Raw genomic sequence first — 14,537 nt, forward strand, 5'->3', positions numbered from 1 at the left:
TGCAACAAACCCATCAGAGCATTACCGTGGAGAACGCCTGCTGCTCGACCATTGCGGCGGATGCCCGCAGGCCGGCATCATCGACCACCGCTCCTGCGGCGTTTTCATGTAACGGCCTGCGGGTGAACCGTCTCGTAAAGTGTCGGGCACGTACCGAGAGCCCGTCCTTGGCATAGCTCGATCTGGCGATAAGCGGGTCGTACAGCCTGCCAATCTGACCAGAGGAATGCTTGAACACTCTCGAGACTCCATTGTTCAGATTCAGCACCACGCCATAGCTGTTGCCCAGGCACGACGAGTACGACCAGTAATCCCAGGTCGGCTGCAGGCCCTGTTCGCGCAACACGCGCCTGACCGGACCGCCGATGTCAGCGCCCGCCGACAGCCAGTCGCCACCTACCAGCGTGGCGCGAATGTTCTGCGGTGCGCCCCCCAGACGCTCCAGCACCTGCGTGACACTTCGCTCGATCAACGGGCGAATATTGTGATCAAAATGAATGACCGCCCCCACCCTTGTCGTCGGGTTATACAGCGAGGCGATGACGCAACTCTGCGCATTCAACGAAAACAGATAGTTATCTGGCGATCCGGGACGAAAATGCGCCACCACCGCTTCGCCCTGCAGCGCGCCGCGGTTCAGCACGGGCTTGACACCTCCAGGAAAAGCATCATTCAAATCGCTCACGCGCCCAAGGTTGCGCACGTTGCCACCCGTGAGCCCGACCCTGGCGTGTGTCCACTTGCCCCCCGGAGCAAGCCGAATCGGTTGCTGATAGATGGCGCTCGGGCGACGAGCGTCGACCAGGCTCAGCCCACCAAAATGCGGATTTTCCCTGACCAGAAAGTACTTGCCTCTGTTGCGAATGTAATAGGCCGGTTGCGGCTGCGCAGCGCTGGGCGGACTGCGCCATGTGCCGAAAAAGACGCCTTCTTCGGTCACCCTTTGCAAACGCTCGGGCGCCTTGCTGACGGCCTGCCTGGCATGGAAGCGTACTTCCCGGATCGCCGGCAGTGCTTCCCTGCGCAGCGGAGCCACGGTGTTCAGACGCTCTGACAACAACGAGGCCGGCCGCGTGGTGTGCTTCAGACTTCTGGCCGCACCGCCCAGCCACTTGATCGCACTGCCGGCGCCGACCATAGCGAACAACGCGCCCCACGACGCCTCCAGCCAGTGGCCGAGCGCGCCATCGACGTCACCCTCCAGATGCGCAGCGACCGCCTGACCGGCGCTGACGGCGATGAACACGACATCGAGCAGCAAGGCAAACGGAGGGAACACCATGCAAAACGGTGCAGCTGCAAACATCAGCCCCTTGACCACTTGGCGTTCGATCATTTGCGCGCGGCTGGTGGTGATGTCCTGCACATCCGTGACCGCGCGCTCGATGTACGCGTTGAACTCGCTGCGTGCGTCAATCAGGCGCTGCGCTTCGTACAGTGTATCGACGCGTTGTTTTTTTGCCGCAATCGCATACAGGGTGCGCGACACGATGCTGCGGGCGGCAACCGGCGTACGCGCCATCAAGTAGTCATGCAACGCGCCCGCGATGTCGCCGAACAGCGACTGATACGCACGCACCACAATGCCGTCGGGCGCATCAGGCGTGTACAGCCACCAGGACGGCTCGGGGTTGAACGAGGTCAGGACATAAACCCCGAGCACGACGTGATGGCGCACGGTGAACCTGAACACGCCGTCACTTTCAACCATGCTCGCGCCGGGAAAAGGCGTATCCGGCGCTGGCACCTGGCTCAACAGAGAGACCTGACGGACCAACGCTGAATACACCGCGTCGCTCAATCGCGCCTGACTTCTGGCCACGCGCAAATCCCGGTCCATCTTTGACAGCAGCACGTTGCGGTAGGCAAAACGACGCGGTTCGTAGGCAGCATCACGCGGGTCGAGATATTTGCCACGGATCTCGCTGGCGTATTTTTCACCCAGCCACGCCCGGCGCAGATACAGCGCCAGATCGGCGCTGCGCACCTGGCTCAGATCCTGGCCAACCGACGATCGCACGCCTTTTTTCGGATGTTCGATGCCGGAGTTGTCATCGTAGCCGTGAATGGCCAGGTCGAGCAGCGTGGCTACCTGCTGCTTCCTGCGGTCAGCGACGCCAGGGTTGTAATCGATCAACACGGTGGCCGGATCGACCGGTTCCAGCACGTTCTTGCTGCGCATATAAGGCGTGATCGCTGCGGCAACCGTGCGCCTGGCGAAATCGACGAAAACCTCGAAACCGCCCAGCAGCTCGTTGAACACCTGCTGATGTACGATCAGTTCCTGATTCAGACTGCTGATGCGCCGGCGAGCCTCGAGCCCGAGCGTCGTGTACCAGCGCAGCGAGTTGTCCTGCTCGACCCGCTGCAGGTTGTTTGCCAGGCCCATTTTTGCAGCGGCTTCGACGCATTCGGTGAACGGCAGGGGCGCTCGGCGAAGGTCACTCTGCATGCCCCAGAGAGCGGGGCTGGCCGCAGCGGCCAACAAATAATCCCGTGCAGGGTGATGTGCAGCCGGCGAAAGCTGCTGCAACAGATACTCACGACCGGATTCGCTCTGCGTCCAGCTCCACACTTCGCCGGTCAACGCCGCGATCGAAGGCAACCGGACCCACTCTTGACCGTCCGGCTTGTTGGGCGCGTACAGCACCAGATTATTCACCGTTTGCTCAGTCTCTGCCTGGTAGAACACCAGAAGATCGGCGCATTGCATGCCGTTGGGCAGTGTCAGTGCGGCCACTTGCAACGGTTTGTTTGTAGCGTGCCCAGTCCACATCTGCTCCAGACGCTCATGGTCGGAGTCCGACAGATGAGCTGCGCAACGCGCGACGAATGCGCTCTGCCGAAGCCGTGCGGCAAACCAGTCGACAAGTGCCTTTTGCACCTCTATACGCTGGTACTGTTCGGCGAGAACGCGCAGGTAATCCGCCGGATAATCCTGCTCCGCCAGCATGTCGACAATGAATGTCGGCTTCAGTGACTGGTTGCGCAATGGCGCAGGACTGCTGATCTCCAGTACCGCTGCGAAGTCCTGCCCGATCGGCCCGCATGCCAGCAGGTCACTGAGGCTGCGATTGTGGGCCGGCTCACCGACCGCCGAGCGCCATCTGAGCCGCACGTCGATCCGGTCCGGTTCAACCGTCATGTCGAGCTTGAGCTGAATGTATTCGATGGCCTGCTGGCGGGCAAAGTCGCGCAACGAGCCGTAGCCCAGCAGCAGGTCATCAAGTGCTGCCTGGGCCAGTGAGGTCTGCTCCTGATAATCACGCAACAAGGCGCGATCCGGCTCCTTCAGCGCCTTCATCCATGACGGCAGTTGCGCAAAGGAATGGGCCTCGAGAATCTTTTTCTCTGCACCGGTTGCCAGGGCAGTCAATCGATACCGACGTGTGCTGCGGGCCTGAACCCGGTCGATTTTGCTGCGCAATCGATCCAGTGTCAGGCCCGCCAGTTGGTCACGGCGCAACAGCAACTCGATGTCTTTCATATAGCGCCGCAGCTTGCGTTTGATCAGGCGATCGAACAACGCCTCTCGCCCTTTTGTCGCCCAATGTTCTCGCAGGTATTTTTTGTACTGGCCGAGAAAGTGCAACGAAACGCTATCCACCGTCCGGATCACATGCTCATGACGGCTGGACGGCAAACCGGGATCGGCGCCCCCAGGCCAGCGAAATGGCGCGTCCTGGAGCGCCAGGAACATGACTGGCCGGCCGTCGATAAGCTTTTGCAGAATGGCGTCAAGCAGGGCAACCACAAAGCCCGGGGCAAAATGGCCGTCCGGGTAATGCCTGCGCAGTTCAGTCAATGCGAAGTGCTCCAGCGCCTCGAGCAACGTCATCTGGCTGTTCAAGCGCTTGTCGATCATCACCTGCCAGCGCGTGATGCGCAGGAGGATCTCCTGCACCGACCCCGTAGACGCAGTGGCTATCGGTAGTTTTTCTTCTACAGTCCCTTGTTGGTCCGCCATGTCGTCCAGCCTTTTGTTGCGTAGAGATGAGCGCTCACTCTATTTGCCGACAAAAGTGCTCAGGCCATACATATGTATATCGCGGCCACGAATGTGTAACAGCCAAGCGGTGTGTCCACTTTGCCGGCGACCTGGCGTAAACTGCGCGCTTTTGCAGCTTCGGGCTGCCCCACAGATTTTCAAAGGTGCCCGCCATGCCTTGGCTGCAAGTCCGTCTCGCCATCACCCCGGAACAAGCCGAAACCTACGAGGACGCATTCCTCGAAGTCGGCGCCGTGTCGGTGACTTTCATGGACGCCGAAGACCAGCCGATCTTCGAACCGGAACTCAACACCACGCCGCTGTGGTCGCACACCCACTTGCTGGCGCTGTTCGAAGGCGGTACCGAACCGGAACCGGTGCTGGCCCATCTGGAATTGCTGACCGGCAGCCCGTTGCCCGAACATCACAGCGAAGTGATCGAAGATCAGGACTGGGAACGCAGCTGGATGGACGGCTTCGAGCCGATGCGTTTCGGCCAGCGCCTGTGGATCGTGCCGAGCTGGCACGCCGCACCCGAGCCTGACGCGGTCAATCTGCTGCTGGACCCGGGCCTGGCGTTTGGCACCGGCACCCACCCGACCACCGCACTGTGCCTGGAATGGCTCGACGGCCAGGATCTGAAAGACTGCCACGTGCTCGACTTCGGCTGTGGCTCGGGGATTCTGGCGATTGCCGCCCTGCTGCTCGGCGCCAAGGAAGCTGTGGGCACCGACATCGACGTGCAGGCGCTGGAAGCCTCGCGCGACAACGCCGGGCGCAACAACATTGCCGATGAGCTGTTCCCGCTGTACCTGCCCGAGGATCTGCCGCCGGTTCCGGCCGACGTGCTGGTCGCCAACATTCTCGCCGGCCCGCTGGTGTCGCTGGCGCCGCAACTGTCCGGTCTGGTCAAGAGCGGTGGGCGCCTGGCGTTGTCGGGCATTCTCGCCGAGCAGGGCGAAGAAGTAGCGGCAGCTTATGCGCAGGACTTCGAGCTCGACCCGATCGCCAATCGCGACGGCTGGGTGCGCATCACCGGGCGTCGGCGCTAAAATGACCGCTTGCCTGAACCGGATCGCCGCATGACCGACAGTTTCGTCACCCAATGCCCGCATTGCCAGACCAGTTTCCGCGTCAACCATGCTCAGTTGAGCGTGGCGCGCGGCGTGGTTCGTTGCGGCTCCTGCCTGCAAGTGTTCAATGCCGCCAAGCAGCTGCTCGAGCAACATTCTGGCAAGGACACGGTGACGCCGGTCGCACCAGCGCTGCCTGAAGCGCCCGCGCCTGTCAGCGATTCTGCGGTCGTCGAACAGATCCCCGCACCGCGCGCCATCAGCCAGAAGCAATGGAGCGCGTCGGAACTGGATCTGGACAGCCTCGATCTGGACGAAGAACTCGCCCGCCTCGAACAGCGCGAAATCCAGCCGGCCGCCGAATTCGGCCGTACCCGCGAAGAATCCTTGAGCGCCCGGCGCGACAGCCCGGAACCGGACGAAGGCACATGGTCCGACAGCCTGTTCAGCGAGCCTGCCGATGAGCGCAGCGCAGCGCCGGATGTCGAGCCGGATGTCGACGGCATCGAAACCCTCGAACCCGAGCGTACCGAACCTTCGTTGTCACTGGAGCCGGTGGACCTGGATGACGAGCCGCCGATCCCGCAACTGCGCCTGCACGATCCGATTGACCCGGCCGCCCGCCGCGAACGCTTCTCGGCCAGCGACGACAGCGATGACGACGATCTGCCGTTGATCACTTCGCCGCGCAAAAAACGCGAACGGGCCGAGCCCGGCGTGCGCGCCGAGGTCCTGCAGGATCTGACCGACGACCCGCTGCAACTGGACTGGCAGCAACGCCGTTCGCCCTGGGGCCGGCGCCTGCTGTGGCTGGTGCTGGTGCTGCTGGCCGCCGCCGGCCTTGCCGCTCAGTACATCTCCTATCATTTCGAGGAACTGGCGCGGCAGGATCAATACCGACCATGGTTCCAGCAGATCTGCCCGCAGATCGGCTGCACCGTGCCGTCGAAAGTCGATATCGGCAAAATCAAGAGCAGCAACCTGGTGGTGCGCAGCCATCCCGAGTTCAGCGGGGCGCTGGTGGTCGATGCGATCATTTACAACCGGGCGACGTTTTCCCAGCCGTTCCCCTTGCTCGAACTGCGTTTTGCCGACCTCAACGGTCATCTGATCGCCAGTCGTCGCTTCAAACCCGGCGAGTATCTGAGCGGCGATCTCGAGGGCCTGGCGGAAATGCCGCCGCAGACGCCGATCCATATCGCCCTGGATATTCTCGATCCGGGGCCGAAAGCGGTGAATTACAGCCTGAACTTCCACTCACCGGAATGAACCGCTTCAGCGTTTCCCGATTGACGGCATTTTTCTGACTGATCGCGGCCGACCAAACCGTTGGCGATAACAGAATAACTGTTCAGATTTTGTTCAATTCAGCCTTTAACCAGTCATCGAGAGCGGGTATCATGCCCACCCTTTTTCGAACTCTCATGATCCGGCCCCACTTCAGGGAAGTCCTATGTCGGCGGTACGCATCGGCCCATATACATTGCAGAACGGTTTGATTCTCGCCCCGATGGCGGGCGTCACCGACCAGCCCTTTCGTCAGCTGTGCAAGCGTCTGGGCGCAGGGCTTGTAGTCTCGGAAATGGTCACCAGCGACATGAGCCTGTGGAATACCCGCAAGTCGCGCATGCGCATGATCCACGAAGGCGATCCCGAGCCGCGCTCGGTGCAGATCGCCGGTGGCGACGCGCAGATGCTGGCCGATGCGGCACGGGCCAACGTCGAGCTGGGCGCACAGATTATCGATATCAACATGGGTTGCCCGGCAAAGAAGGTCTGCAACAAGGCCGCCGGCTCCGCGTTGCTGAAAGACGAAGCACTGGTGACCGAGATCCTGCAGGCCGTAGTGGCCGCGGTTGATGTGCCGGTCACCCTGAAGATCCGCACCGGCTGGGATCGCGAAAACAAGAACGGTCTGAACGTGGCGAAGATCGCCGAACAGGCCGGGATCACAGCGCTGGCCGTACATGGCCGTACGCGCGCCGATCTGTACACAGGGGAAGCCGAGTACGACACGATTGCCGCGATCAAGCAGGCGGTGTCGATCCCGGTGTTTGCCAATGGCGATATCGATTCGCCGGAAAAGGCCCGATACGTGCTTGATGCGACCGGTGCCGATGGCCTGCTGATAGGCCGTGCCGCTCAAGGGCGGCCATGGATTTTTCGCGAGATCGATCACTTCCTGCGCACCGGCGAGAAATTGCCCGCGCCGGAACTGAGCGAAGTGGAACGCATCCTGCTGGAGCATCTGGCTGCCCTTCACGCCTTCTATGGCGACGTGATGGGCGTGCGCATTGCCCGCAAGCATGTGGGCTGGTATCTCGCAACCTTGCCGGGCGCCAGGGAGTTTCGCGCCCGTTTCAATCGTTTGGATGGTACGGAAACACAATGCGCCGACGTTCGGGAGTTCTTCGCCGAGCGTTACAAGAGCCTGACAGGGGACGAAGAAGGGGTGGCCGCATGACGATGATGACCGAGACTTTAGTGAGTGGAACAACACCCGTGAGCGACAACGTGAATTTGAAACAGCACCTCAACACGCCGAGCGAAGAAGGCCAGACCCTTCGCGGGAGTGTCGAGAAGGCGCTGCACAATTATTTCGCCCACCTTGAGGGCGCGTCCGTCACGGATGTGTACAACCTGGTGCTGTCCGAAGTCGAGGCGCCCCTGCTCGAAAGCGTGATGAACTACGTCAAGGGCAACCAGACCAAGGCCAGTGAGCTGCTGGGACTGAACCGCGGCACGCTGCGCAAGAAACTCAAGCAGTACGATCTGCTGTAAGCATTCAATCAAACCAGAAAGGCGCCCGCGTAAAAAACGGTCGCCTTTTTTGCTGACTTCCTTTGCTTTTGATGGAAATTGAGATGACCGACCAGACTACCCGCCTGCCGATCCGCCGCGCCTTGATCAGCGTTTCCGACAAGACCGGGATCCTCGAATTCGCCAAGGAGCTCGAAGCTCTGGGCGTCGAGATCCTCTCCACCGGCGGAACGTTCAAGCTGCTGCGTGACAACGGCGTTGCCGCAGTGGAAGTCGCGGATTACACCGGTTTCGCCGAGATGATGGACGGTCGGGTGAAAACCCTGCACCCGAAAATCCACGGCGGCATCCTCGGTCGTCGCGGTACTGACGACGCGATCATGAACGAGCACGGCATCAAGCCGATCGATCTGGTAGCGGTCAACCTGTACCCGTTCGAAGCGACCATCAACAAGCCAGGCTGCGACCTGCCGACCGCCATCGAGAACATCGACATCGGCGGGCCGACCATGGTCCGTTCGGCAGCGAAAAACCACAAAGACGTGGCCATCGTGGTGAATGCCAGCGATTACGCCAACGTCCTGGAAAACCTCAAGGCCGGCGGCCTGACCTACGTTCAGCGTTTTGACCTGATGCTCAAGGCCTTCGAACACACCGCCGCCTACGACGGCATGATCGCCAACTACATGGGCACCGTGAACCAGGCCGCTGAAACCTTGAGCACTGAAGGTCGCAGCGAATTCCCGCGCACCTTCAACAGCCAGTTCATCAAGGCTCAGGAAATGCGCTACGGCGAGAACCCGCACCAGAGCGCGGCGTTCTACGTGGAAGCCAAGCCTGCCGAAGTCGGCATCGCCACCGCCACCCAGCTGCAAGGCAAAGAACTGTCGTACAACAACGTCGCCGACACCGACGCGGCGCTGGAATGCGTGAAGAGCTTCGTCAAGCCAGCCTGCGTGATCGTCAAACACGCCAACCCGTGCGGCGTTGCGGTCAGCCCGGACGCTGAAGGCGGCATCCGTCAGGCTTACGAACTGGCCTACGCCACCGACACCGAGTCGGCGTTCGGCGGCATCATCGCCTTCAACCGTGAACTGGATGCCGAGACCGCCAAAGCGATCGTCGAGCGCCAGTTCGTTGAAGTGATCATCGCCCCAAGCGTCAGCGAAGAAGCCCGTGCCATCGTTGCCGCGAAAGCCAACGTACGCCTGCTGGCCTGCGGCGAGTGGTCGGCTGAGCGCGCCGCTGCCTGGGACTACAAACGCGTCAACGGTGGCCTGCTGGTGCAGAGCCGCGATATCGGCATGATCAGCGCCGATGACCTGAAAGTGGTGACCAAGCGCGCGCCGACCGAACAGGAAATCCACGACCTGATCTTCGCCTGGAAAGTCGCCAAATACGTCAAATCCAACGCCATCGTCTACGCCAAGAATCGCCAGACCATCGGTGTCGGCGCCGGCCAGATGAGCCGCGTCAACTCGGCCCGCATCGCCGCGATCAAGGCTGAGCACGCCGGTCTGCAAGTAGCCGGTTCGGTCATGGCGTCCGACGCATTCTTCCCGTTCCGCGACGGCCTCGACAACGCGGCCAAGGTCGGTATCACTGCGGTGATCCAGCCGGGCGGTTCGATGCGTGACAACGAAGTGATTGCTGCTGCTGATGAAGCTGGCATCGCAATGGTATTCACCGGCATGCGCCACTTCCGTCATTGAAGCAGCCGCAAGTTTCAAGCTGCAAGCTGCAAGAAAGAGCAGACAGGTGTCGCTCCTTTTTGCAGGTGCAGCCTTATTAATTCAAAGCCGTAAGCTGTAATTGAGCGCCACGCAGTCGCTCTTACTTGCAGCTTGTAGCTTGCAGCTTTCTCCGAAGGAGTCTCTCTTTGAATGTTTTGATCATTGGCAGCGGTGGCCGTGAACACGCTCTGGCCTGGAAAGTGGCTCAGGATCCGCGTGTGCAGAAGGTTTTCGTTGCACCGGGCAACGCTGGCACTGCCACTGAAGCCAAGTGCGAGAACGTCGCCATCGACGTGCTGGCGCTGGAGCAACTGGCTGACTTCGCCGAGAAAAACGTTTCCCTGACCATCGTCGGCCCGGAAGTGCCGCTGGTGGCTGGCGTGGTCGATCTGTTCCGCTCCCGTGGCCTGGACTGCTTCGGTCCGACCGCCGGTGCTGCGCAACTGGAAGGCTCGAAAGCCTTCACCAAGGATTTCCTCGCGCGCCACAAGATCCCGACCGCCGATTACCAGAACTTCACCGAGATCGAGCCAGCCCTGGCTTATCTGCGTGAGAAAGGCGCGCCGATCGTGATCAAGGCCGATGGCCTGGCTGCCGGCAAAGGCGTGATCGTCGCCATGACCCTGGCCGAAGCCGAAGTCGCCGTGCGTGACATGCTCGCCGGCAACTCGTTTGGCGACGCCGGTTCGCGCGTGGTGATCGAAGAATTTCTCGACGGTGAAGAAGCTTCGTTCATCGTCATGGTCGACGGCAAGAACGTGCTGCCGATGGCCACCAGCCAGGACCACAAACGCGTCGGCGACGGCGACAGCGGCCCGAACACCGGTGGCATGGGTGCCTACTCCCCTGCCCCGGTGGTCACCGCCGACGTGCATCAGCGCGTGATGGATCAGGTGATCTGGCCGACCGTGCGCGGCATGGCCGACGAAGGCAACGTCTACACTGGTTTCCTCTATGCCGGTCTGATGATCGACAAGGCCGGTAACCCGAAAGTCATCGAGTTCAACTGCCGCTTCGGCGATCCGGAAACCCAACCGGTGATGCTGCGTCTGCAATCGAGCCTGGTGCTGCTGGTTGAAGCCGCATTGGCGCAAGCGCTGGACAAGATTGAAGCGCAATGGGATCCGCGTCCGAGTGTTGGCATCGTGCTGGCCGCTGGCGGCTACCCGGGCGACTACGCCAAAGGCGCAGCGATCAACGGTCTGGACGCGGCGGCAGCTCTGGAAGGCAAAGTCTTCCAAGCCGGCACCGCGCTGAAAGACGGACAGGTCGTAACTGCCGGTGGTCGTGTACTGTGTGCCACTGCCATGGGCGCCACCGTCGGCGAAGCTCAGCAGCAGGCCTACAAACTGGCCGCTGCCATCGACTGGGAAGGCTGCTTCTACCGCAAGGATATCGGCTACCGCGCCATTGCCCGTGAACGCGGCGAAACCCAGGAGTAAGCGATCCATCAGGCCCGGCGCGGGATGCCATTCCTCGCCGGGCTGTTCGGTCGTCGCGCATCGTTATATTCTGGCATCAACCTACGAAGGGATTTCGCCGTGCGCTGGCTCAGGATTGCCATAAGCTTCACCGTCACGCTGATGACCTTGCTCTGCATGCTCCCGGCCCAGGCCGCGCAAGGCAGTGGCTGGTCGGTATTGCTTGACGATCAGGGCATCCTGCAACTGAGCGACATCCGCTCCGCTCGCTACACCAATCAATTCAGCCCCATCGAGCTTGACCGCCTGACCGCGGCCGAACCCGACGGCGCCCTGTGGCTGCGCTTCAAACTGGCGCCGGGCAAGCACGAACAAGTGCTGCGCATCTTTGCCCCCGACCTGTCCCAGCTCAATCTCTACGTGCTCGACGGCGACCGGCTGATCGAGCAACGCAATACCGGCAACGAACGGCCGCAGGCCGAACATCCGTTGCCGAGCAGCGATTTCATGCTGCCGCTGCCCCAGGCCGACAAGCCGCTGGACGTCTACGTACGCATGGTCTCCGGCCATCAGCTGCGCCCGCACATCACCCTGCAAGCGGCAATCGAAGGCGCCGCCGATCAGAAGCAGACGCTGATTTTCGGCCTGCTGTTCGGCTGCCTCGCCATGCTCCTGCTGCACAACCTGGTGCGCTACGCCTACTCGCGCTCGCGCAGCAGTCTGTGGCTGGCGATCTGTGAGGGCCTGCTGGGGCTGAGTCTGTTCCTGTTGCTCAACCTCGCCGGTCCGTGGCTGCCGAACTGGCAAGCCATTCAGACGCCGGGCGCTTATCTGGCATTGCTGCTGACGGCTCCAGCCGGGTTGATGTTCGCCCTGCGCTTCTTTGCGCCACTGGGCCAGCACGCGCTGAACAAACTGCTGTGGGGCGACATTCTGTTGATCGTCACGTGCAGCCTGTTGCTGCTGTTCGTCAACACCTTGCCGCTGAACGTCATCACCTACGCACTGGTCGCACTGGCCGGCCTGAGCATGTTGCTGGTGGGCTTCTATCACTGGCAAAAAGGCTATCGCCCGGCGCGTCTGTTCGTCGCCGCCATGGTCGTGTTCAACATCGGCACCCTGGTTATCCTGCCGGCGCTGCTCGGCCTGACACTGGTCACGCCGCAAGGCCTGATCATGACGCTGATGGTGTTCATCTGCATCAGTGGCCTGCTGATGAGCATTGCCTTGGGCGAGCGACAGCGCAGCATCACCGAAAGCCGTTTCAGCATCAGCCGCGACCTCGCGGCAAGCAACGCCGAAATCAACGCCAAAGCCGAATTCCTCGCCAAGATCAGCCACGAAATCCGCACACCGATGAACGGTGTACTGGGCATGACCGAGCTGCTGCTGGGCACGCCGCTGTCGGTCAAGCAACGCGATTATGTGCAGACCATCCACAGCGCCGGCAACGAACTGCTGACGCTGATCAACGAGATCCTCGACATCTCCAAGCTCGAATCCGGGCAGATCGAACTCGATGACGTGCAGTTCGACCTCAACGCCCTGATCGATGATTGTCTGAGCATCTACCGGGCCAAGGCCGAGCAACAGAACGTCGAGCTGATCAGTTTCATCCAGCCGCAAGTGCCACGGGTGATCAGCGGCGATCCGACGCGCCTGCGCCAGACCTTGCTGAGCCTGCTGGAAAACGCCCTGAAGAAAACCGAAGAAGGCGAAGTGCTGATCGTCGTTGCACTGGACGAGCGCAGCAGCAAACCGCGCCTGCGCATTGCCGTGCAGGACAGCGGCGTGCCGATGGAGCCGGAAGAGCGCGAGGCGCTGCTGCACGCCGAATTGCACAGCAAGCACTTCCTCTCGGCCAATCGCCTGGGCGGCAATCTCGGCCTGGTGATTGCGCGCCAACTGATCCGTCTGATGCAAGGCGAGTTCGGCATCAAGAGCGGCGCCACCCAGGGCAGCACTTTGTGGCTGACCTTGCCGCTGGACCCGGATCGCCTCGAACATCCGACGTCCGATCTGGACAGTCCGCTGCAAGGCGCACGGGTGCTGGTAGTCGACGATAACGACACCTGCCGCAAAGTGCTGGTACAGCAATGCAGCGCCTGGGGCCTGAATGTCAGCGCCGTGCCGTCGGGCAAGGAAGCGCTGGCGCTGCTGCGCACCAAGGCGCACCTGCGCGATTACTTCGACGTGGTTCTGCTCGACCAGAACATGCCCGGCATGACCGGCATGCAACTGGCCGCGAAGATCAAGGAAGACCCGAGCTTGAACCACGACATTCTGCTGATCATGCTCACCGGCATCAGCAACGCGCCGAGCAAGATCATTGCGCGCAATTCCGGGATCAAACGGATTCTGGCCAAACCGGTGGCCGGTTATACGCTCAAGACCACGCTGGCGGACGAACTCAATCAGCGCAACAAGGGCCAGGTGGTGTTCCAGCCGCAGGTCGTTACGGCGGCCACAGCGGCCAAGGTGCCGAGCGACTTCCGCATCCTCGTCGCCGAAGACAACACCATCTCGACCAAAGTGATCCGTGGCATGCTCGGCAAGCTCAATCTGCAACCGGACACCGCGAGCAATGGCGAAGAAGCGCTGCAAGCGATGAAGGCCCAGCGTTACGACCTGGTGCTGATGGACTGCGAAATGCCGATCCTCGATGGCTTCTCCGCGACGCAGCAACTGCGCGCCTGGGAAGTCAGCAATCAGCGCATCCGTACACCGATCGTCGCCCTCACCGCGCACATTCTCGCCGAACACAAAGAACGCGCCCGCCAGGCCGGCATGGACGGGCACATGTCCAAACCGGTGGAGCTGTCGCAACTGCGTGAACTGATCGAGCATTGGGTCGCCGAACGCGATCAGCAGAACCGGGCCACGACCCAGCCGTCGTAAACCGACAGATTGTCCGGTGCCTGATAGACTCCCCCCGACTCCATCGCCAGTGAGCTTGCATCATGCTCCATGTGTTGTTCAGCGTTTATCTGAAGATGCTGGTGCTCTACAGCCCGTTCTTCGTGTTGTCCTGCTTTATCAGCCTGACCCGTGGCTATTCGCGCAAGGAACAGCGGCGTCTGGCGTGGAAGGTAGCCCTCGCCACACTGATTTCCAGTGTTCTGCTGTATTTGTTCGGGCGGGTGATTTTCGATGTCTTCGGCATCACCGTGGACGCCTTCCGCATCGGTGCCGGCAGCGTGCTGTTCATTTCCGCGCTGGGCATGGCCCAGGGCAAACCGGCGGTGCAGGCCGACAATGTGCAGCAGGACGTGACCATCGTGCCGCTGACCATTCCGCTGACGGTCGGCCCCGGCACGATCGGCGCCTTGCTGGTGATGGGCGTCAGCCAGCCGCACTGGGACGACAAGCTCACCGCAATCATGAGTATTGCGCTCGCCAGTTTCACTGTCGGTGTGGTGCTGTACCTGTCCAATCGCATCGAGCGGATTCTCGGCGATCAGGGCTTGCAGATTGTCAGCCGCTTGATGGGATTGTTTGTTTGCGCGCTGGCAGCGCAAATCATCTTTACCGGTGTGAAGGGTTATCTGGTGCCTTGAGCATT

9 protein-coding genes are annotated in these 14,537 nt (G+C 61.4%); 8 read left to right on the forward strand and 1 reads right to left on the reverse strand.

Annotated elements, in window-relative coordinates:
* Positions 1–13 precede the first annotated feature (13 nt).
* A complete protein-coding gene (locus JWU58_RS24310) occupies positions 14–3,967 on the reverse strand; it encodes a type III effector 1 (protein ID WP_206421116.1) in 3,954 nt (1,317 codons plus the stop codon).
* Between the two features lie 194 nt (positions 3,968–4,161).
* On the opposite strand from JWU58_RS24310, the gene prmA reads away from it, so the two are divergent.
* The 8 genes from prmA (at position 4,162) to JWU58_RS24350 (ending at position 14,532) form a co-directional block, all read left to right on the forward strand.
* Positions 4,162–5,040 (forward strand): 50S ribosomal protein L11 methyltransferase, encoded by an 879-nt coding sequence (gene prmA, locus JWU58_RS24315; RefSeq protein WP_024011422.1) that lies wholly within the window; start codon positions 4,162–4,164, stop codon positions 5,038–5,040.
* A 30-nt stretch (positions 5,041–5,070) separates the two neighbouring features.
* Positions 5,071–6,330, forward strand: coding sequence for a DUF3426 domain-containing protein (locus JWU58_RS24320; RefSeq protein WP_206421117.1), 1,260 nt, complete (start codon positions 5,071–5,073; stop codon positions 6,328–6,330).
* A 184-nt stretch (positions 6,331–6,514) separates the two neighbouring features.
* Entirely contained in the window at positions 6,515–7,525 is a 1,011-nt protein-coding gene (gene dusB / locus JWU58_RS24325) for a tRNA dihydrouridine synthase DusB (RefSeq protein ID WP_016771866.1), read from the forward strand.
* Positions 7,522–7,842 carry a DNA-binding transcriptional regulator Fis gene (gene fis, locus JWU58_RS24330; protein WP_002555375.1) on the forward strand — a complete coding sequence of 107 codons (321 nt, stop codon included), beginning with the start codon at positions 7,522–7,524 and terminating at the stop codon, positions 7,840–7,842. Before dusB ends, fis begins: the two co-directional genes overlap by 4 nt.
* An 83-nt stretch (positions 7,843–7,925) precedes the next feature.
* Positions 7,926–9,533: a bifunctional phosphoribosylaminoimidazolecarboxamide formyltransferase/IMP cyclohydrolase gene (gene purH / locus JWU58_RS24335; RefSeq protein ID WP_206421118.1), complete on the forward strand. Its 1,608-nt coding sequence runs from the start codon at positions 7,926–7,928 to the stop codon at positions 9,531–9,533.
* Between the two features lie 167 nt (positions 9,534–9,700).
* Positions 9,701–10,996, forward strand: a complete 1,296-nt coding sequence (purD, locus tag JWU58_RS24340) for a phosphoribosylamine--glycine ligase (RefSeq protein ID WP_206421119.1) — start codon at positions 9,701–9,703, stop codon at positions 10,994–10,996.
* 99 nt (positions 10,997–11,095) lie between these two features.
* A complete protein-coding gene (locus tag JWU58_RS24345; protein ID WP_206421120.1) occupies positions 11,096–13,873 on the forward strand; it encodes a hybrid sensor histidine kinase/response regulator in 2,778 nt (925 codons plus the stop codon).
* A 62-nt stretch (positions 13,874–13,935) separates the two neighbouring features.
* Positions 13,936–14,532, forward strand: a complete 597-nt coding sequence (locus JWU58_RS24350) for a MarC family protein (protein WP_016771870.1) — start codon at positions 13,936–13,938, stop codon at positions 14,530–14,532.
* Positions 14,533–14,537: the final 5 nt, after the last annotated feature.

Source organism: Pseudomonas atacamensis (genome assembly GCF_017167965.1).
Lineage (GTDB): Bacteria > Pseudomonadota > Gammaproteobacteria > Pseudomonadales > Pseudomonadaceae > Aquipseudomonas > Aquipseudomonas atacamensis.